This is a genomic window from Acidovorax sp. (assembly GCF_021287135.1).
Lineage (GTDB): Bacteria > Pseudomonadota > Gammaproteobacteria > Burkholderiales > Burkholderiaceae_C > Acidovorax.
Map to the genome: position 1 here is coordinate 16,685 of NZ_JAJTBB010000075.1, position 21,772 is coordinate 38,456.

The following is a 21,772-nucleotide window of genomic DNA, read 5'->3' on the forward strand; positions in this document are numbered from 1 at the left end:
GGGGCTTTAGCGCTTGAGCGAGCCGGTGCGGGTGTACATCTCCAGGTCCACAAAGTTCGAGCCGTTGTGGTTGTTCGGCCCGTACTGCAGCGGAAAGTCGCCCAGCTTGGTGGTGCCCATGTCTTCCATCGCCTTGATGAAGCCTTCGCGCGTGAGGTTGCGGCCCGCGCGCTTGAGCCCCTCCACAAACACGCGCGCGGCAATGTAGCCTTCGAGCATGGTGTAGCTGTCGATCTTCTCGCCCGCGTCGGTGCGGTCCTTGCGGTAGTCGGCCACGATGGGCAGGCGGCTGGCCTGGGGCGAGGGCACGATGCTGGCGGTGACGAGGCCTTCGATGCCGCCATTCAAGCGCTGCGCGGACCCAGGCGCATCGGTAATGCCCACCGAGATGGTGTACAGCGGCGATGCGGCCCCCGCTGCGCGGTAGTCGCGCAGGAACACCTCCACCATCTTGCCGGCCATGATCATCACCACGGCACCGGGCTGGGCCTTGGTGAGCTGGGCCACCTGGGGCTTGGCATCGGTGGCGGCGATCTCCATGGGCACGGAGTCCACCACCTTCACCTTCAGGCCCTGGGCGATCTGCAGGCAGGTGTCGAGGTTGGACTTGCCGAACGCGCTGTTCTGGTAGATGACGGCGATGTTGTTGATGCCCAGCGTGGCCAGGTGCCCCACGATCTTGCGCAGCTCGGCCTCGTAGCTGGCGCGCACATGGAAGAGATAGCGGTTGTGCGTGGTGCGAAAGGACGTGGTGCCCACCAGGGGCGCGAACATGGGCACGCCGGCCTTCTCGGCCAGGGGCATGGCGGCGATCAGGTTGCCCGTGGCCACGTAGCCGATGAGGGCGAAGACCTTGTCCTCGTCGATGAGCTTGGCGGTGTTCTCGGCCGTCTTCTTGGGGTCGTAGACATCGTCATAAGAGACCAGCTCCAGCGTGCGGCCCTGCACGCCGCCGGTCTTGTTCACCTTGTCGAAGACGAGGGCAATGCCCGCCTTGTAGTCCACGCCGAAGTCCTTGGCCGGGCCGGTGAACACGGCCGACTGGCCCACCTTGATGCGGGTGTCGGTGACCCCGGTTTCTGCGGCCGCCGGGCCTGCCCACGCTACACCGGCCGCCGCCAGGCCCACCATGGCAGTCCGGCGGTCGATGCATCCATCCTCCACTCCTCGACACTTCATGTAGCGCTCCTTACATAAAGGCGCAAGTTTCAGGGTTGGCACGGCCGATGCGCAAGCGCCGGGCCGTGTGATATTTTGTAACCGTCGGAAGGCGTGGGCTGCGCACCACACGCGGTTTTCAGACGCTCAGGTAGGCGCGCCGCACCTCGTCGTTGGCCGTCAGCTCGGCCATGCTGGCCTGGTAGCGGATCTGGCCCTTCTCCAGCACATAGGCCCGGTCGGACACCAGCTCGGCGAAGTGCATGTTCTGCTCGGACAGCAGGATGCTCACGCCCTGCTCCTTGAGCTCCAGGATCATGTGCGCCATCTGCTCGACGATCACCGGCGCCACGCCTTCGGAGGGCTCGTCCAGCAGCACCAGGAACGGGTTGCCCATGAGCGTGCGCGCCACGGTGAGCATCTGCTGCTCGCCGCCGCTCATCCGGCCGCCCGGGCGCTCGCGCATCTCGCCCAAGTTGGGGAACAGCTGGAACAGGCGCTCGGGCGTCCACACCGGGGCGGCCGAGCCGTCGGGCCAGGTGCGCGCGGGCTGGCGGCCCACCTCAAGGTTCTCCATCACCGTGAGGTCGGTGAACACGCGGCGGTCTTCCGGCACGAAGCCCAGGCCCAGGCGCGCGGCCTCGTGCGGGTCGCCGCGCGAGAGATCGTGGCCCATGAAATGGATGCTGCCCTTGCGCTTGGACAGCAGCCCCATCAGCGTCTTGAGCGTGGTGGACTTGCCCGCGCCATTGCGGCCCATCAGCGCCACCACCTCGCCCCGGCGCACTTCGAGTTGCACGTCGTACAGGATCTGCGCCGCGCCGTACCAGGCCTGCAGGCCCTGGGCCTGCAGCAGCACTTCTTTGTTCTCGCTCGTCGTCGTCATGGTCATGCCGGGGTCTCCGCTGCGGCTGCGGGCTTCTTTTCAAACGTCTTGCCGGTGCCGAAGTACACCTCCTGCACCTTGGGATGGTCGCGCAGCTCCAAGGGCTTGCCCTCGGCGATGAGGCGCCCGCGCGCCAGCACGATCATGCGGTCGGCATAGGCGAACACCACGTCCATGCTGTGCTCGGTGAACAGCACCGCCATGTTGCGGTCGATCACGAGCTGCTTGGTCAGCGCCATCAGTTCGTTGCGCTCCTTGGGCGCCATGCCGGCCGTGGGCTCATCCATCAGCAGCAGCTTGGGGTTGTTGGCCATGGCAATCGCCAGCTCCACGCGCTTGACGTCGCCGTAGGCCAGCACGCTGCAGGGGCGGTCGGCCTGGGCCTTCATGCCCACCTGGTCGAGCAAGGCCAGCGCCTCGCTGCGCTTGTGGTCCGAGGCCTTGCGCCACATCGAGAACAGCCGGTGGTCGTGCGAGATGAGCGCCATCTGCACGTTCTCGACCACGGTGAGCGAGGCGAACGTCTCGGCGATCTGGAACGTGCGCCCTACGCCCAGGCGCCAGATGTCCCGCGGCCGGCGGCCCACCAGTTCCTGGCCGTCCAGCAGGATGGAGCCAGCATCCGCAGCGAGCTGGCCGTTGACCATGTTGAAGGTGGTGGACTTGCCGGCGCCGTTGGGGCCGATCAGCGCCAGCAGCTCGCCCGCGGCCAGTTCGAAATGAATGCCATCCACGGCCTTGACGCCCCCGAAGGACTTGCCCAGGCCGGCGACTTTGAGCAGGCTCATGCCTGGCCCTCCTTTGCTTCACGCCGGTTGTCGAAGACCTGCCGGATGGCGCCCGCGATGCCCTGCGGGAAGAGCAGCACCAGGATCAGGATGATGGCGCCCAGCATGGCGCGCCAGTAGTCGGTGTTGCGGGCCACGGTGTCGTGCAGCCAGGTGAAAGTGACGGCGCCCACCACCGGGCCGGCCAGCGTCTGGATGCCGCCCAGCAGCACCATGACCAGCCCATCCACCGACTTGCCCACATGCAGCGCCTCGGGGGAAATGCTGCCCTTGGAAAACGCGAACAGCGCCCCGCCCAGGCCGGCGAACACGCCGGCGATGACGAACGCCGTCCACTGCATGCGCTTCACGTCGATGCCGATGGCGTCGGCGCGCAGCACGGAATCCCGCCCCGCCCGCAGCGCGTAGCCAAACGGCGAGAACAGCACCCGGCGCAGCAGCAGCACACCGCCCACGACCAGGGCCAGGGTGAGGAAGTAGTAGTTGCGCTTGTCCGACAGCCACTCGGCCGGCCACACGCCAGTCAGGCCGTTGCTGCCGCCGGTGAAGCCGTCCCACTGGTAGCAGATGGCCCAGGTGATCTGCGCAAAGGCCAGCGTGAGCATGGCCAGGTACACGCCCGACAGCCGCACGCAGAACCAGCCGTAGAGCAGCGCCCCCGCGCCCGCCGCCAGCGGCGCCAGCACCAGCGCCAGCTCCATCGGCATGCCGGCCGCGCGCACCAGCAGCGCGGCGGCATAGGCACCCAGCCCGAAGTACGCCGCATGCCCGAACGAGTGCATGCCCGCCGGCCCCATGATGAAGTGCAGGCTGGCCGCGAACAGGGCGGCGATGAGCAGGTCGATCATCAGCACCGTGAAATACGGCGAGCCGGCCGTGAGGAACGGCAGCGCCACCAGCACGGCCACCAGCGCCATGCCGCCCGCGCGGTACCACGGCGGTGCGGCGCGCAGCGGCGCTTCCGGCAGGCCGGCGTTGCGGCTCACGCCCTGCGGGCGGCCCATCAGGCCCCAAGGCCGCCAGATCAGCACCACCGCCATCACGAGGAACTCGACCACCAGCGTGAGCTTGGAAAACGAGACGCTGATGCCGAAGATCTCGACCACCCCGAGCCAGATGCACACGGCCTTGATTTCGGCAATCAGCAGCGCCGCCACATACGCGCCGGGGATGGACCCCATGCCGCCCACGACCACCACCACAAAGGCGGCGCCGATGGTGTTGAGATCCATCTCCAGCGTGGCCGGCTCGCGCGGCAGCTGCAGCGCACCGCCCAGGCCCGCCAGCAGCGCCCCCAGGGCGAACACCGCGGTGAAGAGCCAGGCCTGGTTCACGCCGAGGGCGCCCACCATCTCGCGGTCCTGCGTGGCGGCGCGCACCAGCGTGCCCCAGCGCGTGCGGGTCAGCAGCAGCCACAAGAGGCCCAGCACCACGGGGCCCACGACGATGAGGAACAGGTCGTAGGAGGGAAACTGCCGCCCCAGGATGCTCACTGAGCCCGACAGCCCCGGCGCGCGCGGGCCCAGCAGCTCTTCAGGGCCCCAGATCCACAGCGCCGCATCCTTGATCACCAGCACCAGCGCGAAGGTGGCCAGCAGCTGAAACAGCTCGGGCGCCTTGTAGATGCGGCGCAGCAGCAGCACCTCCACCGCCGCCCCCAGCAGGCCCACGGCCACGGCCGCCAGCAGCAGCGCGGGCCAGAAGCCCAGGCCCGTGCCCAGCTTGGCCACCAGCGAGTAGGCGATGTAGATGCCGACCATGAAGAACGAGCCGTGCGCAAAATTCACGATGCGCGTGACCCCGAAGATCAGCGACAGCCCGGCCCCCACCAGGAACAGCGAGGACGCCCCCGCCAGCCCGTTGAGCAGCTGAACGACAAAACTCGAAAAACTCATCGAAGTCTCCGCGATGCAATCTGCGCACCGCCCACAGCCTATGAAACTGGCGCCCTCCCCACCAGGACAGCCGAGCAAGGGCCGCCCCGCAGCGAGGGCTGCGTCCCCCTTCCCGCGCTTAGCGCGAGAGAAGGGAGGGAAGACGCGAAGCGTCTGAGGGGGGTTATTGCCTATTCAGCAGCGCGCAGCTTCTTGACTTCGTCGTTCGAAGGCTGCACCTTGGCGCCGTCCACGTAGCGGTAGTTCACCATCACGCCCTTGCCGCCTTCGTTCTTGGTGCGGCCCACGAAGCCGCCCATGGTGGACTGGTTGTCTTCCGGACGATAGACGATGGTGCCGAACGGCGTGGGCACCTGCAGGCCCTTGAAGGCGGCCACGAGCTTTTCCGCATCGGTGGAGCCGGCCTTCTTCATGCCTTCGGCCAGCGACTTGATGGCGCTGTAGCCCACGATGGAGCCCAGGCGCGGGTAGTCGTTGAACTTGGCCTGGTAGGCGGTTTGAAAGGCCTTGTGCTCGGGCGTCTGGATGCCATACCAGGGATAGCCGGTGACGATCCAGCCGTTGGGCGCCTCGTCCTTGAGCGGGTCCATGTACTCGGGCTCGCCGGTCAGCAGGCTGACCACTTCGCGGCCCTGGAACAGGCCGCGGGTGTTGCCCTCGCGCACAAACTTGGACAGGTCGGCCCCGAAGAGCACGTTGAAGATCGCGTCGGGTTTGGCATCGGCCAGGGCCTGCACCACGCTGCCCGCGTCCACCTTGCCCAGGGGCGGGGCCTGCTCAGCCACGAACTCCACATCCGGCTGCGCGGCCTTGAGCAGCTGCTTGAACGTGGCCACGGCCGACTGCCCGTATTCATAGTTGGGGTACACCAGCGCCCAGCGCTTCTTCTTGAGGGCCGCGGCCTCCGGCACCATCATCGACACCTGCATGTAGGTGGAGGGCCGCAGCCGGTAGGTGTAGCGGTTGCCGTTCTGCCAGACGATCTTGTCGGTCAGCGGCTCGCCCGCCAGGAAGAAGAACTTCTTCTGCTTGGCGAAATCGGTCAGCGCCAGGCCGACGTGCGAGAGGAACGAACCGGTGAGCACATCCACCTTCTCGCGCGAGACCAGCTCTTCCGCCGCGCGCACCGCGTCGCCCGGATTGCCGTTGTCGTCGCGGATGACCAGCTGGACCTTCTTGCCCAGAACGCCTCCGGCGGCGTTGATCTCGTCCACCGCCAGCTCCATGCCCTTCTTGTAGGGCTCCAGGAAGGCGGGCTGCGCCTTGTAGCTGTTGATCTCGCCAATCTTGATGGCATCCTGCGCATGCACGGGGGCCAGCGTGAGGGCCAGCGCGGCAGCCGCCGTGGCACGCATGAGGGTTTGTCGCATCGTCATGGGAAACACTCCTGAAAGGTGGGTTGGAGAGAAAGGTCCGTGGGAAAGCGCCGTGCGCGATGGTAGTGCGGCCAGGGCGCTCAGCGCAGGCCGTCAACGCCCTGGATGTCGGAAACCTGCAAGCCGCCGATGCGCGCCAGGGGCCGACCGCTGGCTGTGACGGCGACCGCCACCACGATTTCGTGGGAGCGCGGCGCATCGGCCACGCGGGCCTCCATGGCATCGAAATGGCTGCGCACGTAGGCGGCATCCTTGTGGCCCAGGGGCACATCGATGGCCGTGCCCAGGCCGCCTACCTTCTTGCTGGAAGGCACCAGGGCAGCGCCCTTTTCCACCGCCGCGCGCAATGGCGCGCCGAGCTTGGGATGCAGGAGGGCGGCCGCGTGCTCCAGCTCGCCGGCTTCGCCGACGATGGCGGCCTTGCCATAGCTCTGGGCCTGGCCGGGCTCGATGCCCAGAGCCTGCACGCAGCGCTGGCCCAGCAGGCCGCCCAGCTCCTCGCCGATGGCGATCAGCCCATCCAGGTTGTCGGCATAGCGGCCGGCATACGGGTTCTCAATGACGGCCATGGCGAGGGCCCTGCGCGCGGGCGGCTGCACCTCGCGCCCCATTTCGATGCGCACCTCGTCGGTCTGAACAATGATCTTCCGGATCTTGGCGGTCATGTCTCTTGCTCCTTCGGTCTAGGGGTTGAGCGGGGGGTCGCCCGCTCAGCGCAGGCCATTCCACTGGCTGATGTCTTGTGCCTTCAGGCCGCCGACGCGCGCGTGGATGCGGGCACCGGTGCTCATGGCCAGGATGAAGACGATCTCATCGGACGCGGGTGCTCCCGGCACACGCACCTCGATGGCGTCGAAGTGGCTGCGCACATAGCTCGCGTTGATATGGGTCAGCGGCACGTCTAGCGCCGCGCCCGGCCCGCCCACTTTCTTGGTGGAGGGCACGATGGCCAGGGCATTGGCCTTCTGCCCGGTCTTGGCTTCGGCCTGGCCCTGGGCATAGGCGTTGCGGTCGCCCTTCCAGCCCAGCAGCTCGCGCATGGCGTAGCCGCCCGGCACGTGCCACAGGGCGCCATGCTCCAGCTCGCCCGCGGCCCCCACGATGGCGCCCTTGCCGTAGGTTTCGATGCGCTCCGCCGGCACGGCCATGGCCGCCAGCAGCCGGCGCGCCATGTCCAGGCCCACGTCCTGCAGCGCATCCATCATGGGCAGGATGTCGGGTTCGTACCGGCCGGCGTAGGGGTTGGTCAACACCGCACCGATGGCGCCCCGCAACAGCGGCACATCGGCCTCGGGCCCGAATTCGTGCCGGACCTCCTCCACATGGGTGAAAACGCGTCGTATCTGGATCATTGTGAAAGCCTGTGGTTTTCGTTAAGCAAATACCGAACCAACTACCGATTCCTCAGCCCCTTCAGGCGGCGCTGGCGCACCGAGCACGGCCTGCGCCGACGCCGTGGCCATGGACTGGCCCTGGCACACCAGCAAAGCACCCCACAGCAAGCCATCGGCCTGCAATTCTTGCGCCTTTTGCCAACCGGCGCGCAGCGCTGCATGCACGATGTCCGAAGGCAGCGCTGGCACATCCATCGTGACGAGCCGATCGCCCAGGTCGCTGTCGTCCCGCACCTGCCACGCGGGGGCGCGGCGAACCCGCACGTCCTGCACGTTGACGGCATTGGCAACGACGGTGGCAGCCGCATCGGCCTGCGCCGCCGTGGCGGCCAGCACGGTCACGCTGTCGGCAATGCCCAGCGACTGGCTGCGCCCGCGCCACCCGCTGGTGGCCACGCCCCGCACCGGCAGGGTGCTGTCGATGTGGACGGTTCCATCCAGAGCGAGGCCGCCCGTCCCGAGCACCGCGTTCAGCGCCGACACATCAGCGTACACGCCCACGGTGACAGAGCGGCCGGGCGCCAGGTACAGGGCGATGTCTCCGCCGTTGTTTACCCATGCACGGTCGATGCCCTCGCGCCCGCAAGCGTCCAGGATCTCTTGCGCCACGGCGCCCGCCACGGCGGCCATGGGCGTGATGAAGCCGGCGCGGAACGGCGCGCAGGCGGCCCACATGCGACGCGCAACGGCACCGTGCAGGGGGCAGTCGGCCCCCACGGGCGCGCGCAGCGCCGCCAGCTCCGCCACCAGCTCCTGCAACAGCCCGTCAAAGCGCTGCCAGGCGCGCTCATGCGCGCGGGCCACCGCCAGCGGCTCCCCATCGACCTGCAGGACGAGGTCGATGGGACCGTGCTGGAAGTGCCAGCGGCCACCCGGCAGGAGATTTCGGCAGGCATTCATGGCGGGACGGCGGCACTCAGCCCAGCAAAGGCGGCTGCCCGAGCGGCCAGGGGTTGGAGGCCGGCAGGGCCTGCCACAGACGCGCCTGGGGTGCGCCATCGTTGTGCCACGCGCCCTGCGCCAGCACCTCGCGCAGGTTGCGGATCTGCTCGATATGCCCGCCCAGCGCGGCATAGTCCGCACGCCGCATGCTGAACTCGATGGGCGCGACGATCGCCGGCGTGGGCACCGTGCCAAAGCTGTTGTCCGGCATGCGCAGCACGTCGGCCATGACGGTGATACCGCCGCCCGGCCACACGTAGGCCGGCGCCCCGCCGCACGTGACGTTGACCAGCGCCTGCTTGATGGAGCGCGTGAGCAGCACCGGGTTTTCGGTGACGCCGGCGCGCAGGCTGCCGCCCGCGCCGCCCAGGAACAGCACGGAAGCCAGCGAAGGCTCGCAGTTTTCGCCAATGCGGTCCACGATGCGCCGCACGTCCTGGGGCATGGATGCCTCCACCGGCCGAAGCGCTTCGTCCAGCACGTACCAGGACGCGTGCTCTCCGGTGGTCGATGTCATCAGCAGGCGCAGCCCGGGCCACGCGACGGCGGGCTCCCAGCCTTCGATGATGGACAACGGGTCCGCGATGTCGGTGCCGCCCCAGCCCGTGCCGGGGTTCGCGACCTGGAAGTAGCGGCCCGGCGTGGACTTGCGCCCGCGCATCTGGATGCCGGACGGCCGCATGTCCAGGCAGCGGCCGGCCTGGTGCTCGGTGAGCACCCCGGTGATGTGGTCATCGACCACGACCACCTCGTCCACATGCCCGTAGAACTGGCGCGCAAAAATGCCAATGGCCGCAGAGCCGCACCCCACGCGCATGCGCTGCTCGGCCACGCCGTTGACGATGGGCGCCTGCCCCGCCTGGATAACGAGCTGCGATCCGCCGTCAATGGTGAGCTCCACCGCGTGCTTGTTGCCCAGCAACTGCATCATTTCTGCGGTGATGCGGCCTTCCTTCTTGGTGCCGCCGGTGAGGTGGTGCACACCGCCCAGCGAGAGCATCTGGGAGCCGTATTCCGCCGTGGTCACGTGGCCCACGACCTCGCCCTTGCAGCGCACATTGGCCTGCTCCGGGCCGAGAAAGCGGTCGGTGTCGATCTTCACCTTGAAGCTGCAGTAGCTGAAGATGCCTTCGGTGACCACCGTGACCATGTCCACCCCCTCGACCTGGGAGCCCACGATGAAGGGCGCGGGCTTGTAGTCCGGGTAGGTGGTGGATGAGCCCACGCCCGTCACGAAGACTTCTTCCGAGAGGAGCAGGTCGCCGTTCCACGCGGGCGCAGTCCCCGCCGGGGCGCCGTCCTCCGTGGCTGCACCGGCCTGCCCGGGCGGCTGGGCGCGCCCCGCAAACGGCACCAGCGCGGGTTCGCCCGCCTCCAGGGTCTTGCGCAGCAACACCACCGGTTCCAGCCGCACCAGCACGCCGGCCTGGTTGGCGTAACGGTCGCAGGCGCCCGCGCGGCCTTCCGAGATCTGGCAGAGCACCGGGCAGGCGTTGCATTCCACCTTGGCGCCGCTCATGCGGTCGTTACGCGGCCGCGCGCGCTCCAGCACCTGCGGCAGGTCTGGCGTGTCCATGCCGGGAAGCCCGTCGGTCTTGGTGTGTTCTGTCATCGTGCGGCCCATCCATTGCATTGATGCAAGTGCTTGTACGCGCTTGGCGTTTTGTGTAGCATTCACTTAACTTAAATGTTGTGAACGCTACATTGATCGCGAATGTAGCGGAATCGCAAAGGGTCCGCAATGGTGTTTTTGCGGCCCCAAAAACGGTGCACGAGGAGCCCCAAAATGACGCACGTTGTGACGGACGCCTGCATTCGGTGCAAGTACACCGACTGTGTCGACGTCTGCCCGGTCGACTGCTTCCGCGAAGGTCCCGAGTTTCTGGTGATCGACCCGGACGAATGCATCGACTGTGCGGTGTGCATTCCGGAGTGCCCGGCCGATGCGATCTACGCCGAAGACGACTTACCGCAAGGCTTGGAGAACTTCCTCGCGTTCAACAAAAAACTGGCGCCCACCTTGCCCACAATCACCAAAAGAAAGCCGGCTTTGCCAGATGCGGAACAATGGAGGGTTGTGAGCCACAAGCTTTCCGGCCTGGATATCGCGTGGTAGAGCCTTTCCGGGGCCCCGGCTTCAGCCAGCTTTCCTTATTAGCTACCAACTTTTCCTTCTAACGCACCATGAGCGCTTTTCTTGACGAACGCGTCCTGACGGTTCACCACTGGACCGACCGCCTGTTCTCCTTCACCACCACGCGCGACACCGCGCTGCGCTTCTCCAACGGCCACTTCACGATGATCGGCCTGCGCGGCGAGAACGGCAAGCCGCTGCTGCGGGCCTACAGCATCGTGAGCCCCAACTACGAGGAGCACCTGGAATTCCTGTCCATCAAGGTGCCCGACGGCCCGCTGACCTCGCGCCTGCAACACATCAAGGTGGGCGACACCATTGTGGTGGGCAAGAAGCCCACCGGCACGCTGCTCATCGACTACCTGCTGCCCGGCAAGCGCCTGTACATGCTGTCCACCGGCACGGGCGTGGCCCCGTTCCTGAGCCTGATCCGCGACCCGGAGACGTACGAGAAGTTTGAGGAAGTCATCCTGGTGCACGGCGTGCGCGAAGTGAAGGAACTGGCCTACCACGACTACATCACGCAGGAGCTGCCCCAGCACGAATTCCTGGGCGAGATGGTCACGAAGCAGCTCAAGTACTACCCGACGGTGACGCGCGAGCCTTTCAAGCACCAGGGCCGCGTCACCACCATCATTGAAAACGGCCAGCTCGCCCGCGACCTGGGCCTGCCTGCCCTGAATCCCGCGGAAGACCGCGTGATGATCTGCGGCAGCCCTGAAATGCTGCGCGACCTCAAGCACATGATGGAAGAGCGCGGCTTCAACGAAGGCAACACCACGAAGCCGGGTGACTTCGTGATCGAACGCGCCTTTGCAGAGCAGTGACCCCACGGCGGGTCCCCCGGGCATGTCCCGCTAGGCCCGCCCTACCCCTTCAGGACCCGCCATGTCTGCCACTCCCACCAAGGCCCGCACCGCGTCCAGCCGAACTCTCTCCGCGCGCCGGCCCGGAGTCCGCGAGCAGGCCGCCCAGACCACGCGCGACAACATCCTGAAAGCGGCGATCAAGGTCTTTGCACGCTACGGATACGAAGGCGGCAGCGTGGAGAAGATCTCCAAGGCGGCCAAGTCCTTCGACCGGATGATCTACTACTACTTCGGTAGCAAGGAAGGGCTTTTCATCGAGGTCCTGGAAGAAACCTACCGCCGCATGAACGATGCCGAGTCCAAGCTGGATCTCGACACGGCCCGGCCCCTGGAGGCCCTGCAGGACGTGATTCGGTTCGTGGTGGGCTACTACCGCAAGAATCCGGAGTTCATCACGCTGCTCAATACGGAGAACCTGCACAAGGGCAAGCACATCTCCAAGTCGATGCGCGCCCGCGAGTATTCGTCGCCAGCCATTGAAGTCATCCGCCGCGTGCTGGACAGCGGCCAGGCGCAGGGCCTGTTCCGCAAGGACGTGTCGGCGCGCGATGTGTACCTGCTGATTGCGGCCACCGGCTACTTCTACATGTCCAACCGGCACACGCTGGCGGCCTTCCTGGGCGAAGACCTGGAAACCCCCGATGCGCTGGCGCACTGGGAGGCTTTCGTCATCGATACGGTGCTGCGCGCCGTGGCACCAGGGCCGGTGCGGCCCAAGGGCAAGACCGCCGCCTGAGCCCGCCGATTTTCGTTGCGCGGGCGCCCTGCCCGCATTCCCCACCCCCACCAGGAGAATCCATGGCAGAAGCAGCGGCCGGCGGCAAATCCGGCAAAGTCGTCATCAAGAACATCGGTCTGTTGTTGTCGGGAGACCTGGACCGCCCCATCCTCGACGCCGACACCCTCGTCGTCCAGGACGGCCTCATCGTGGCCGTGGGCCGGGAAAAAGACTGTGACACCGAGCACGCGCAGACGGTGATCGACGCGCGCAAGACTTGCGTGGCCCCGGGCCTGATCGACAGCCACGTGCATCCGGTGTTCGGCGACTGGACGCCGCGCCAGAACCAGCTGGGCTGGATCGACTCCACGATGAATGGCGGCGTGACCACCATGATCTCGGCCGGCGAAGTCCACCTGCCGGGCAGGCCCAAGGACATCGTGGGCCTGAAGGCCCTGGCCATCACCGCCCAACGCGCGTTCGACAACTTCCGCCCCGGCGGCGTGAAGGTGCTGGCCGGCGCGCCCGTGATCGAAAAGGGCATGACCGAGCAGGACTTCAAGGACCTGGCCGACGCGGGCGTGAAGCTGCTGGGCGAGGTCGGCCTGGGCTCGGTCAAGGCCGGCTACGAGGCCAAGGACATGGTGGCCTGGGCCCGCAAGCACGGCATCCTGAGCACCATCCACACGGGCGGGCCGTCCATCCCGGGCTCGGGCCTGATCGACAAGGACGTGGTGCTGGAGGCGGACGCCGACGTGATCGGCCACATCAACGGCGGCCACACGGCCCTGCCCTGGAAGCATGTGTGCGAGCTGTGCGAGAAGTCTTCCCGGGCGATCGAGCTGGTGCACAACGGCAACGAGAAGATCGCCATCCAGGCCGCGCGCGCGGCCATGGAGCTCAAGTGCCCGCACCGCGTGATCCTGGGCACTGACGGCCCGGCAGGCTCGGGGGTGCAGCCGCTGGGCATGCTGCGCATGATTGCGCTGTTGTCCAGCCTGGCGGACATTCCTGCCGAGCTGGTGTTCTGCTTTGCCACCGGCAACACCGCGCGCCTGCGGGGCCTGAACTGCGGCCTGATCGAGGTGGGCCGCGCCGCGGACTTTGTCTTCATGGACCGTGCCCAGCACACGGCCGGCGCATCCCTGCTGGAGAGCGTTCAGCTGGGGGACATCCCCGGCATCGGCATGGTGATGATCGACGGCATCGTGCGCTGCGGCCGCAGCCGCAACACGCCGCCGGCCACGGAAATCCCGGTGGTGCTGTAGGCTGCACGCGACGGCCGGCAGCGTGAGAAAGCCCGCAACAGCGGGCTTTCAGAAACAGGGCGCACCGCCCGCAGGCCAGACGGCGCACCGGCTGGCAGCCCGCGCGGTCAGTACGTGTCTGCGACGCGCACAGTTCCCGGCTGCGCGGGGCCCTGCGCGGGGCCATAAGGCTCTGCAGCCCGGGTTGGCGCGCCATCGTCCACGCGGAAGCCCTTGCCCTGGAGCACCACAGGGGTTCCCACGGCCGTGGGCTGCGCGCGCGTGAAGCGGCGCACCGACCCGTCTTCCATGCGCACGGCGATCTGGTACACGGTCTGCGTGCGGGTGCGCTCTTCGACCTTGTGGCCCACGTAGCCGCCGCCCACAGCCCCCAGCACGGTGGCGGCCGTGCGGCCGGACCCCTTGCCGATCTGGTTGCCGACCACCGCGCCCAGCACACCGCCAGCGACGGCCCCTACCCCCGTGGCCGGGGCGCCCTGCTGCACGGCGTCTACCGACTCCACCCGGCCGCAAACGGTGCAAACCGGGGCTGGCGCCGCAGTCCGCACCGGTTGCGGGTGCGCTGCAGGCTGCGGGGCGGCATTGACCGGGCTTGCGGAGGGCGCCGCGGCGGCCCTGACGGCGCCCAGGCCCCGGGGCAGGTTGCTCTGTGCGGCCGGGGCCGCCGAGGGGTTGGGCTCAACGGCCGCGCCGCGTGGCGGGGCCGAGGCCACCGCCAGCTCGGCCGGGGCGCTGGCGCCGGACTGCGGGGCGCGGCTTTGCACGGCCAGCGTGGTGCCCAACGCGACCACGCTCACGCCCAGCACACCGACGGCGGCCCACAGCCATTTGATGGAGGGCCCGGCAGCGGCGCCGGCAGCCACGCCCGCGGCCGGGGCCGGGGCCGGGTGCTGCTCTGGTGAAACAACGAGGCTCATGAGGAATCTCCAAGAAGGTCTTTTGACGTTCCAGCGACAACGCTTGAACAAGGCCCGCAGCCTACCGGCGCCACCCTCGAAAACGCACGTGCGCGCTGTAAAGGACGTAAGAAGCTGTTTGCAGGACACCCCCTCGCTCCAGGTCCGTGTTCCCATGCGCCCTCTGCTGCCCACCCCCGCGTATGGGCAGGCCCCCGAACGAAAGGAAGCCCTGATGGCAGGCCCGCCCGCCGCACAGATCCGCATTGGAATTTCCGGGTGGCGCTACGCACCCTGGCGTGGCGCGTTCTATCCACCCGGCCTGCCCCAGGCCCAGGAGCTGGCCTTTGCCGCGCGCCAGTTTCCGGCCATTGAGCTCAACGGCTCGTTCTATGCGCTGCAACGCCCGTCCAGCTACCAGCGCTGGGCGGAGCAGACGCCGCAAGGCTTTGTATTTGCCGTCAAGGCACCACGCTACATCACCCATATCCTGCGGCTGCGGGACATCCGCCCGGCGCTTGCCAACTTCTTTGCCTCGGGCGTGCTGGCGCTCGGGCCCAAGCTGGGGCCCCTGCTGTGGCAGCTGCCACCCGGCCTGGCTTTCGACGCGGGCTTGCTGGACGAGTTTCTGGCCCAGTTGCCCCGCGATGGCGAGGCCGCGCTGCGGCTTGCCGGCGAGCGGGAGGCGCGGATGCACGGAAAGGAGTGGCTGGGCCCCGTGGCGCCCCTGCGCCTGCAGCACGCCCTGGAAGTGCGCGACCCCAGCTTCTGCCAACCCGCGGCGGCGGCCCTGCTGCAGCGCCACGGCGTGGCCCTGGTGGCGGCGGACACGGGCGGCCGCTGGCCCGAGCTGGGCGATGCCACGGCAGATTTCGTGTACATCCGCCTGCACGGTGCGCCGAAGCTTTACGCCAGCAACTACGGGCAGGCGGCGCTGGCAACCTGGGCCGAGCGCCTGCGCGCATGGGCCGGCGGGGGCACACCCCCGGGGATGGCACGGCTGGCGGCGACACCCCCGCCGGCCCGGCCGCGCAATGTGTTCTGCTTCTTCGACAACACCATGAAGCCTTTTGCGGCAGAGAATGCACTCGCGCTGACCCGGATGCTGGGGCTCGATGGCGAGCTGCAACTGCCGCGTTGAACCCGACCAGATCAGGGATGCGCTGCGCGGCCGGATCCGGTGCCTGCCGGCCCGACTGGCGGCGCGCCTTCCTGAAACGCCCGGGCACAGCTGGCGGAGAACAGCAGTACGGCCGACGAGAAGTAGATCCACATCAGCAGCACCACCAGCGAGCCCGCGGCGCCGTAGGCCGACACGATGGCGGCGGTCGACAGGTACCACACCAGGATCTGCTTGCCCACCGTGAACAGCGTGGCGCCCACCACGGCTCCGGCCACCAGGCAGCGCAACGGGGGCTTGGTCCCTACGCCGATGCGCATCAGGCCCACAAACAGGGCCACGGCAAAGCCGAAAGCCACGGCCTCGTTCACCAGCTGCAGCACCGGCGCCAGCGGCAGCAGCGACAGGTGCGCCCCCGCCCAGTGGGCCAGCACGTTGATCAACGTGGACAGCACCAGGGAGACCAGCAGCAAAAAGCCCAGGGCGAGCACATAGGCCAGACCGCGCAGCCGCAGCGAAGCCATGTGCCACCAGGCGGCGCGCGCCGGTGCCGGCGCTCCGCCCCGCCACAGGTGCCCCAGCGCGGACTGCAGCTCCACAAACACGCCGGTGGCCCCCGACAGCAGGACCGCAAAGCCCAGCAGCGAAGCGATGCGCCCTTCCGATGGCGCCTGCGCGCTGGCCAGCGCCTGGCGCACCACCTCGGCCACCTGGCGCCCCATCACGCCTTGCACCTGGGCAATCAGACTGCTCTCGAGGTAGCTGCGGTCCACCCACCAGCCCAGCAGCCCCACCAGCAGCAACAGCAAGGGCGCCAGGCTGAGCATGCCGTAGAACGACATGGCGGCGCTCATGCGCAGGCCGTCCGCGTCCAGCCACAGCGTGGTGGCGCGCCAGAAGGGCTGCAATGGCCTCCACACCGGCTGGGCCAGGCGCAGTGCGCGTTCTTTGAGGGAGACAGCGGTCATGCGGCAAGCCTAAACCCCGGGGCAGCCCGCGTCCAGCCGGGAACTCCGGCAGCTGGAGGTAGGCACTGTCCCACACGCGCGCGAGCGCGGGCGGCGGGGCCGATATGCTTGCGGCTCCCCCACCTGCTGGAGATGCCCTGATGGATTCCCGCTCCCTTGACCGTCTGCGCGCCGCCCTCCAACGCCACGTGGACGACGGCCTGCTGCCCGGCGCGGTCGCGTTGGTCCACCACCAGGGCCGCACCGTGCTGCGGGAGGCGGTGGGCCGCCTGCGGCCCGGCGGGCCGGCCATGGCCGCCGACAGCCTGTTCCGCATCTACTCGATGACCAAGCCCATTGCATCGCTGGTGGCCCTGATGCTGATGGAAGAAGGCCGCCTGCCACTGTCCCGCCCCGTGGCGCACTACCTTCCCGCGTTTGCCGGCCAGCGCGTGTACGACGCGGCCACGGACACCACGGCGCCCGCCACCCGCGAGGCCACCGTGCAGGATCTGCTGCGGCACACGGCCGGCTTGAGCTATGCCTGGGAGCCGGGCACCGTGCCCGACCTGTACCGGGCGGCGCGGGTGGGTTCGCGCCACCGCACCAATGCCGAGCTGGCCGCAGCGCTGGGCCCCCTGCCCCTGGTGCACCAGCCCGGCAGCCGCTGGGAGTACAGCCGCGCCACCGACGTGCTCGGCGCCGTGCTGGAGGTGGTGGAGGGCGACACCCTCGGCGCCATCCTGCGGCGGCGCGTGCTGGAGCCGCTGGGCATGCGCGACACCGGCTTTCATGTCGCGGCCGCGGAACAGCACCGGCTGGCCGAGCCGTTTGCGCGGGACCCGCAAACCGGCGCCGGGGTGATGCTGAACGATGTCTCAGCGCCGCCGGCCTTTGAGTCGGCGGGCGGCGGCCTGGTCTCCACCGCGGATGACTACGCGCGGTTTTTGCGGCTGATGCTGGGGCGCGGCACCGGCCCGGGCGCGGACGGCCGTCCCGTGCGCCTGGTGGGGCGCGCCACCGTCGATTTCATGACGGCCAACCATCTGGGCGCCATTCCGGTGGCCGGGGACATTCTGGCCCCCGGCTACGGGTTCGGGTTGGGTGTGGCCGTGCGCTTGGCCACCGGGGAGGCCGCCTGGCCCGGCTCGCCAGGGTCCTACAGCTGGAGCGGCATGGCCGGCACGGTCTTCTTCGCAGACCCGGCAGAAGACCTCTTTGCCATTTTGCTCACCCAGGCCCCGGGGCAACTGCGCTACCTGGGCGAGCTCTACCCCGCCCTCGTCTACGCAGCGCTCTGATCCCTGCGCGTCCCGGGGACCTTTACACTTCCACCCATCACCGGCCGCACGGGAGTGCGGGCCGGGCGGCTCATCACCCTGCCAGGCGCAAGCCGCTCGCCGGGAACGGATCAACACATTTCTATGCAGATTCGCTGCGCACTGGTCGGGATGCCCGGCTCGGGCAAAACCACCATCGGGCGCCAGTTGGCGGCCCGCGCGGGCGTACCCTTCGTGGACCTGGACCACCGGCTGGAGCAGGTGCTGGGCACCAGCATCCGGCAGTTCTTTGAAGCCGAGGGCGAGGCCGCCTTTCGGGACCGCGAGGCCCAGGCGCTGGCCGAGGCGGCCCGGCAACCCGGCGGCATGGTGCTGTCCACCGGCGGGGGCGCGGTGCTCCGGCCCGAGAACCGCAAGGTGCTGCAGGCGTTCGGCAATGTCCTGTACCTGCGCGCGTCGCCCGAAGACATCTACAAGCGCGTCAGGCACGACAAGACGCGCCCCTTGCTGCAAGGCGTGAACCCGCTGGACAAGCTGCGCGACCTGTACGCCCAGCGCGACCCGTTGTACCGGGAAGCCGCCCACTACGTCATCGAAACCGGGCGTCCCACGGTCCACACACTGGTGAACATGATCATGATGCAGCTGGAGATGGCGGGAAGCGCAGAGGCCAGTACAGCCGGCGGCTTGCCCTGACGGGATGCGCTGGGCCCCGGTGCCTGTATCGCTTCTCTCCCGATTCCAGCCTGTCGATTTGGATAAAATTCGGCTCTAGCGCCCGTAAATAAAGCGCGAACAGCTATTGTATTTATAGCAATTTCGCCTCAACACGCCCGTACCCCCGCAGGTGGTTCTCAGGGGTGCTGGCGGGCCTCTGAAGGAACGGATGGCGTGGCCGCGTACACTTTTTCGACCCCGGGTCCGTTGCCCGGTTTTCCTTGTCTGGTTATCCACCATGCCCACCGCAGCCCTGCCCCTTGATCCCGCCGCCTGTCCGCTGTGCGGCGGAGCGAATGCGTGCGCACTGGCGCAAGGCCTGCCGGCCGAGCACTGCTGGTGCATGCGGGCCACCCTGAACCCTGCGGCGCTGGCCGCGGTGCCGGAGGCGCTTCGGCGCAAGGCCTGCATCTGCGCACGCTGCGGCACGCATTTGGCAACACCCGCCTCCACGGCGGCGGCGCGAGCGCCGATATGATCGGACGCTTTGCACGCACAAGGATCTGATATGCCCACGTACCACATCGAGATGATGGAAGGCCGCACGGTCGAACAGAAGAAGAAGCTGGTGGAAGAGATCACCCGCGTTTCCGTGGAAATCCTCGGCGGCTCCCCGGAGTCCGTGGACATTCTCATCACGGACGTGAAGCGCGAGAACTGGGCTACCGGCGGCAAGCTCTGGACCGAGCGGTCCTGACCTCCGGCCCCGCGGTGCCCCGGGGAATGCCCGGCACCGCCTGGACGGGCCACGGCCTGACATGACCTCTTCCAGCTCCCTCTCGGTGTTGCAGGCGCGGTACGGCGAGCGCTACCGCTGGCTGCTGCTGTTCTCGGTGATGGTCGGCACCATGGCGTCCATCATGTCCTCGACCATTGTCAACGTGGCGATTCCGGACATGAGCCACTACTTCACGCTGGGGCAGGCCCGGGCGCAGTGGGTGACCTCGGGCTTCATGGTCGCCACCACCGTCTCCATGCTGACCACCCCGTGGCTGCTGTCCCGCTATGGATACCGGGCCACCTACGTGGGCGCGATGGTGGTCCTCCTGGCCGGCGGTGTCGCCGGAGGCCTGTCGCAAAGCTTCGGGCTGGTGTTGGCGGCCCGGGTGGCCGAGGGGCTGGCGGCCGGGGTGGTTCAGCCCATTCCTGCGGTCATCATCCTCTACGCCTTCCGCCCCCACGAACAGGGGCGCGCCAGCGGCGTCTTCGGCATGGGCGTAGTGCTGGCGCCCGCACTGGGACCGAGCATTGGCGGCTTGCTGGTGGACTGGTTCGGGTGGCGCTCGATCTTTTTCATGGTCGTGCCGCTGTGCCTCGCGTCACTGGTGCTGGCCTACAAGTTTGTTCCCGTCACGGCCCCCGGCGGGGTCGAGGCCAACCGGCGTGGCGAACCCCTGGATTGGCGCGGCCTGCTGCTGGGCGCCGGGGGCACCTTGTGCCTGCTCAATGGACTGGTGTCGCTGCATGGTGGCTCGATGGCACCGGCCCTGGTGCTGCTCGGCGCGGCCGCGGCCTGCGTGGCTGCATTCGTGGTCTGGCAACGCCGTCTGGCGCGCCTGGGCCGCAAGCCGCTGATGGATTTGCGGCTGTTCCAAGCGCGCCAGTTCGCGATGGGCAGCATCGTGGCCTTCATTTACGGAACGGCCTTGTTCGGCTCCACCTACCTGCTGCCCGTGTTCCTGCAACTGGGGCTGCAACTGTCTGCTTCCCATGTCGGCACGCTGATGCTCCCCGCAGGGGTGGTGCTCGCGGTCACGATTGCGCTGGTGGGGCGGCTGGCCGACCGGCACCCGACGCACTGGCTGGTCGCCACAGGGCTGGCATTGCTGGCAGCCTCCTTTGGATTGATGGCGCTGGTCAACAGCCACACGTCGCTGTGGATTCTCGTCGCCCTGGCCATCCTGGGTCGCGTGGGGCTGGGCTTCATCCTGCCTTCTCTGAACCTCGGGTCCATGCGCTCCCTCGACAAAACCCTGATCTCGCAGGGCTCCAGCGCCATTGGCTTCGTTCGCATGCTGGGCGGGGCCGCGGGGGTGAGTCTCTGCGGTATCGTGCTGGAGTGGCGGTTGAAGGTGCACGGTGTGTCGTTGGCACCCGGGCTGGGAGACAGCGCGCGCATGGCCGCTTTCGGCGAGACCTTTCTCATGCTGACCGGGTTGTGCCTGCTGGCCCTGGTCGCCGCCTGGCAGCTCAACGAACGCCGCCAAGGCGAGACCACCGCTTCGTGAGGTGAGGTGCACCGCGCTGCCCGGGCACTCTGCAGCAATCACTCTTCAAATGCCGGATGGGGCCAGCGTCCTCGCAAAGATTTCCGGACCCGAGCCCATTACCCCTCATCATCAAGTGCAAGGACGTGAGCCACCATGTGCCAACTCCTGGGAATGAACTGCAACACGCCCACCGACATCACGTTCAGCTTTTCCGGCTTCGCCCAGAGGGGAGGCAAGACAGACCACCATGCGGATGGCTGGGGAATCGCCTTCTTTGAAGGCCGGGGGTTGCGGCATTACGTGGACCACCTGCCCGCGGCCGAGTCGCCAGTGGCCGACCTGATCCGGCGCTACCCCATCAAGAGCGAGAACGTCATTGCGCACATCCGCAAGGCCACGCAGGGCCGGGTCACGCTCGAGAACTGCCATCCCTTCGTGCGCGAGCTCTGGGGACGCTACTGGGTGTTCGCCCACAACGGCGATCTCAAGGACTTCCGTCCCCGTCTCCACGCCCACTTCCGGCCGGTCGGCCAGACCGACAGCGAACACGCCTTCTGCTGGATCATGCAAGAGCTGGCCAAATCGCACGCGAGCGTTCCGTCGATCCGGGAGCTCACACTGACGCTGGCCGAACTGGCTTCACGCATCGCGTCCCACGGCACTTTCAATTTTCTGCTGTCCCAGGGCGATGCACTCTGGGCCCACGCCACCAGCAGCCTGCACTACCTGGAGCGCCGGGCACCATTTGGGCCGGCCCAGCTGAGCGATGACGAGCTGGAACTGGACTTCTCGCAAGAAGCGTCCGCTTCCGACGAAGTGGTGGTCATCGCCACCAGTCCCTTGACGCGCAACGAAGCCTGGACCGCCCTGGCCTGCGGCGAAATGGCAGTCTTTGAAAAGGGCCGCAGGCTGGCGATCTTGCCCACCCCGTGAAGGCGTCGGCACACGGAGGGTTTGAAAAGGAGTGCGTGCGCCTCATGGCGCACTTCTGCCGCAGCTGTGGGGTGGACGGGCGACGCCCCGGTGTTTCCCCAAAGCAAAACGCCCTTCTACTCGGGAAGAGCAGAAGGGCGGTTTGGGGCTGTAAGAGCCTGACGATGACCTACTTTCACACGGGAACCCGCACTATCATCGGCGCAAAGTCGTTTCACTGTCCTGTTCGGGATGGGAAGGA

Annotated in this window: 22 protein-coding genes; 11 read left to right on the forward strand and 11 right to left on the reverse strand. The window is 67.8% G+C overall.

Annotation, left to right across the window (positions count from 1 at the left end):
* Nucleotides 1–6 precede the first annotated feature (6 nt).
* From LWW96_RS16955 to LWW96_RS16995, 9 genes are all read right to left on the reverse strand, one after another.
* Complete coding sequence (locus tag LWW96_RS16955) at nucleotides 7–1,179, reverse strand: ABC transporter substrate-binding protein (protein ID WP_291489030.1); 1,173 nt, start codon at nucleotides 1,177–1,179, stop codon at nucleotides 7–9.
* 118 nt (nucleotides 1,180–1,297) lie between these two features.
* Nucleotides 1,298–2,050: an ABC transporter ATP-binding protein gene (locus tag LWW96_RS16960; RefSeq protein WP_291489031.1), complete on the reverse strand. Its 753-nt coding sequence runs from the start codon at nucleotides 2,048–2,050 to the stop codon at nucleotides 1,298–1,300.
* Nucleotides 2,047–2,832: an ABC transporter ATP-binding protein gene (locus tag LWW96_RS16965; protein WP_291489032.1), complete on the reverse strand. Its 786-nt coding sequence runs from the start codon at nucleotides 2,830–2,832 to the stop codon at nucleotides 2,047–2,049. The genes LWW96_RS16960 and LWW96_RS16965 overlap by 4 nt, the downstream gene beginning before the upstream one ends.
* Nucleotides 2,829–4,727, reverse strand: a complete 1,899-nt coding sequence (locus LWW96_RS16970) for an ABC transporter permease (protein ID WP_291489033.1) — start codon at nucleotides 4,725–4,727, stop codon at nucleotides 2,829–2,831. The genes LWW96_RS16965 and LWW96_RS16970 overlap by 4 nt, the downstream gene beginning before the upstream one ends.
* Nucleotides 4,728–4,897: 170 nt before the next feature.
* Nucleotides 4,898–6,082, reverse strand: coding sequence for an ABC transporter substrate-binding protein (locus LWW96_RS16975; protein WP_291489053.1), 1,185 nt, complete (start codon nucleotides 6,080–6,082; stop codon nucleotides 4,898–4,900).
* A 101-nt stretch (nucleotides 6,083–6,183) separates the two neighbouring features.
* Nucleotides 6,184–6,768, reverse strand: coding sequence for an amino acid synthesis family protein (locus LWW96_RS16980; RefSeq protein ID WP_291489034.1), 585 nt, complete (start codon nucleotides 6,766–6,768; stop codon nucleotides 6,184–6,186).
* A gap of 45 nt (nucleotides 6,769–6,813) precedes the next feature.
* The gene (locus tag LWW96_RS16985) at nucleotides 6,814–7,455 is read right to left on the reverse strand and encodes an amino acid synthesis family protein (protein ID WP_291489035.1); all 642 of its coding nucleotides are present in this window, start codon (nucleotides 7,453–7,455) and stop codon (nucleotides 6,814–6,816) included.
* A gap of 21 nt (nucleotides 7,456–7,476) precedes the next feature.
* Nucleotides 7,477–8,397, reverse strand: a complete 921-nt coding sequence (locus LWW96_RS16990; protein ID WP_291489036.1) for a UPF0280 family protein — start codon at nucleotides 8,395–8,397, stop codon at nucleotides 7,477–7,479.
* Between the two features lie 16 nt (nucleotides 8,398–8,413).
* On the reverse strand, nucleotides 8,414–10,051 hold the full coding sequence (locus LWW96_RS16995; protein ID WP_291489037.1) for a 6-hydroxynicotinate reductase: 1,638 nt from the start codon (nucleotides 10,049–10,051) through the stop codon (nucleotides 8,414–8,416).
* A gap of 174 nt (nucleotides 10,052–10,225) precedes the next feature.
* Here LWW96_RS16995 and fdxA point away from each other — a divergent pair, with 174 nt between their 5' ends.
* From fdxA to LWW96_RS17015, 4 genes are all read left to right on the forward strand, one after another.
* Nucleotides 10,226–10,555 (forward strand): ferredoxin FdxA, encoded by a 330-nt coding sequence (gene fdxA / locus LWW96_RS17000; protein ID WP_291489038.1) that lies wholly within the window; start codon nucleotides 10,226–10,228, stop codon nucleotides 10,553–10,555.
* Nucleotides 10,556–10,623: 68 nt separating this feature from the next.
* The gene (locus tag LWW96_RS17005; protein ID WP_291489039.1) at nucleotides 10,624–11,400 is read left to right on the forward strand and encodes a ferredoxin--NADP reductase; all 777 of its coding nucleotides are present in this window, start codon (nucleotides 10,624–10,626) and stop codon (nucleotides 11,398–11,400) included.
* Nucleotides 11,401–11,461: 61 nt separating this feature from the next.
* The gene (locus LWW96_RS17010) at nucleotides 11,462–12,178 is read left to right on the forward strand and encodes a TetR/AcrR family transcriptional regulator (RefSeq protein WP_291489040.1); all 717 of its coding nucleotides are present in this window, start codon (nucleotides 11,462–11,464) and stop codon (nucleotides 12,176–12,178) included.
* Nucleotides 12,179–12,240: 62 nt separating this feature from the next.
* Entirely contained in the window at nucleotides 12,241–13,428 is a 1,188-nt protein-coding gene (locus tag LWW96_RS17015) for an amidohydrolase family protein (RefSeq protein ID WP_291489041.1), read from the forward strand.
* A 107-nt stretch (nucleotides 13,429–13,535) separates the two neighbouring features.
* Here LWW96_RS17015 and LWW96_RS17020 read toward each other — a convergent pair whose 3' ends face one another.
* The gene (locus tag LWW96_RS17020; RefSeq protein ID WP_291489042.1) at nucleotides 13,536–14,345 is read right to left on the reverse strand and encodes a glycine zipper 2TM domain-containing protein; all 810 of its coding nucleotides are present in this window, start codon (nucleotides 14,343–14,345) and stop codon (nucleotides 13,536–13,538) included.
* Between the two features lie 154 nt (nucleotides 14,346–14,499).
* On the opposite strand from LWW96_RS17020, the gene LWW96_RS17025 reads away from it, so the two are divergent.
* Nucleotides 14,500–15,465 (forward strand): DUF72 domain-containing protein, encoded by a 966-nt coding sequence (locus tag LWW96_RS17025; RefSeq protein WP_366118294.1) that lies wholly within the window; start codon nucleotides 14,500–14,502, stop codon nucleotides 15,463–15,465.
* Nucleotides 15,466–15,476: 11 nt separating this feature from the next.
* On the opposite strand, the gene LWW96_RS17030 is transcribed toward LWW96_RS17025, so the two are convergent.
* Nucleotides 15,477–16,412 carry a YihY/virulence factor BrkB family protein gene (locus LWW96_RS17030; protein ID WP_291489043.1) on the reverse strand — a complete coding sequence of 312 codons (936 nt, stop codon included), beginning with the start codon at nucleotides 16,410–16,412 and terminating at the stop codon, nucleotides 15,477–15,479.
* A 140-nt stretch (nucleotides 16,413–16,552) separates the two neighbouring features.
* On the opposite strand from LWW96_RS17030, the gene LWW96_RS17035 reads away from it, so the two are divergent.
* From LWW96_RS17035 to LWW96_RS17060, 6 genes are all read left to right on the forward strand, one after another.
* Nucleotides 16,553–17,692 carry a serine hydrolase domain-containing protein gene (locus LWW96_RS17035; RefSeq protein ID WP_291489044.1) on the forward strand — a complete coding sequence of 380 codons (1,140 nt, stop codon included), beginning with the start codon at nucleotides 16,553–16,555 and terminating at the stop codon, nucleotides 17,690–17,692.
* Between the two features lie 123 nt (nucleotides 17,693–17,815).
* Entirely contained in the window at nucleotides 17,816–18,367 is a 552-nt protein-coding gene (locus LWW96_RS17040) for a shikimate kinase (protein WP_291489045.1), read from the forward strand.
* Between the two features lie 259 nt (nucleotides 18,368–18,626).
* A complete protein-coding gene (locus LWW96_RS17045; protein WP_291489046.1) occupies nucleotides 18,627–18,866 on the forward strand; it encodes a cysteine-rich CWC family protein in 240 nt (79 codons plus the stop codon).
* A 30-nt stretch (nucleotides 18,867–18,896) separates the two neighbouring features.
* Complete coding sequence (locus LWW96_RS17050; RefSeq protein WP_291489047.1) at nucleotides 18,897–19,085, forward strand: 4-oxalocrotonate tautomerase; 189 nt, start codon at nucleotides 18,897–18,899, stop codon at nucleotides 19,083–19,085.
* A gap of 61 nt (nucleotides 19,086–19,146) precedes the next feature.
* Nucleotides 19,147–20,616: a DHA2 family efflux MFS transporter permease subunit gene (locus LWW96_RS17055; protein WP_291489048.1), complete on the forward strand. Its 1,470-nt coding sequence runs from the start codon at nucleotides 19,147–19,149 to the stop codon at nucleotides 20,614–20,616.
* Nucleotides 20,617–20,751: 135 nt separating this feature from the next.
* Nucleotides 20,752–21,531, forward strand: a complete 780-nt coding sequence (locus tag LWW96_RS17060) for a class II glutamine amidotransferase (protein ID WP_291489049.1) — start codon at nucleotides 20,752–20,754, stop codon at nucleotides 21,529–21,531.
* Nucleotides 21,532–21,772 lie beyond the last annotated feature (241 nt).

Bases quoted from the DNA above. Each gene is read 5' to 3' on its own strand.
- LWW96_RS16955 (WP_291489030.1), bottom strand. From the start codon at position 1,179: ATGAAGTGTCGAGGAGTGGAGGATGGATGCATCGACCGCCGGACTGCC.
- LWW96_RS16960 (WP_291489031.1), bottom strand. From the start codon at position 2,050: ATGACCATGACGACGACGAGCGAGAACAAAGAAGTGCTGCTGCAGGCC.
- LWW96_RS16965 (WP_291489032.1), bottom strand. From the start codon at position 2,832: ATGAGCCTGCTCAAAGTCGCCGGCCTGGGCAAGTCCTTCGGGGGCGTC.
- LWW96_RS16970 (WP_291489033.1), bottom strand. From the start codon at position 4,727: ATGAGTTTTTCGAGTTTTGTCGTTCAGCTGCTCAACGGGCTGGCGGGG.
- LWW96_RS16975 (WP_291489053.1), bottom strand. From the start codon at position 6,082: ATGCGTGCCACGGCGGCTGCCGCGCTGGCCCTCACGCTGGCCCCCGTG.
- LWW96_RS16980 (WP_291489034.1), bottom strand. From the start codon at position 6,768: ATGACCGCCAAGATCCGGAAGATCATTGTTCAGACCGACGAGGTGCGC.
- LWW96_RS16985 (WP_291489035.1), bottom strand. From the start codon at position 7,455: ATGATCCAGATACGACGCGTTTTCACCCATGTGGAGGAGGTCCGGCAC.
- LWW96_RS16990 (WP_291489036.1), bottom strand. From the start codon at position 8,397: ATGAATGCCTGCCGAAATCTCCTGCCGGGTGGCCGCTGGCACTTCCAG.
- LWW96_RS16995 (WP_291489037.1), bottom strand. From the start codon at position 10,051: ATGACAGAACACACCAAGACCGACGGGCTTCCCGGCATGGACACGCCA.
- fdxA (WP_291489038.1), top strand. From the start codon at position 10,226: ATGACGCACGTTGTGACGGACGCCTGCATTCGGTGCAAGTACACCGAC.
- LWW96_RS17005 (WP_291489039.1), top strand. From the start codon at position 10,624: ATGAGCGCTTTTCTTGACGAACGCGTCCTGACGGTTCACCACTGGACC.
- LWW96_RS17010 (WP_291489040.1), top strand. From the start codon at position 11,462: ATGTCTGCCACTCCCACCAAGGCCCGCACCGCGTCCAGCCGAACTCTC.
- LWW96_RS17015 (WP_291489041.1), top strand. From the start codon at position 12,241: ATGGCAGAAGCAGCGGCCGGCGGCAAATCCGGCAAAGTCGTCATCAAG.
- LWW96_RS17020 (WP_291489042.1), bottom strand. From the start codon at position 14,345: ATGAGCCTCGTTGTTTCACCAGAGCAGCACCCGGCCCCGGCCCCGGCC.
- LWW96_RS17025 (WP_366118294.1), top strand. From the start codon at position 14,500: ATGCGCCCTCTGCTGCCCACCCCCGCGTATGGGCAGGCCCCCGAACGA.
- LWW96_RS17030 (WP_291489043.1), bottom strand. From the start codon at position 16,412: ATGACCGCTGTCTCCCTCAAAGAACGCGCACTGCGCCTGGCCCAGCCG.
- LWW96_RS17035 (WP_291489044.1), top strand. From the start codon at position 16,553: ATGGATTCCCGCTCCCTTGACCGTCTGCGCGCCGCCCTCCAACGCCAC.
- LWW96_RS17040 (WP_291489045.1), top strand. From the start codon at position 17,816: ATGCAGATTCGCTGCGCACTGGTCGGGATGCCCGGCTCGGGCAAAACC.
- LWW96_RS17045 (WP_291489046.1), top strand. From the start codon at position 18,627: ATGCCCACCGCAGCCCTGCCCCTTGATCCCGCCGCCTGTCCGCTGTGC.
- LWW96_RS17050 (WP_291489047.1), top strand. From the start codon at position 18,897: ATGCCCACGTACCACATCGAGATGATGGAAGGCCGCACGGTCGAACAG.
- LWW96_RS17055 (WP_291489048.1), top strand. From the start codon at position 19,147: ATGACCTCTTCCAGCTCCCTCTCGGTGTTGCAGGCGCGGTACGGCGAG.
- LWW96_RS17060 (WP_291489049.1), top strand. From the start codon at position 20,752: ATGTGCCAACTCCTGGGAATGAACTGCAACACGCCCACCGACATCACG.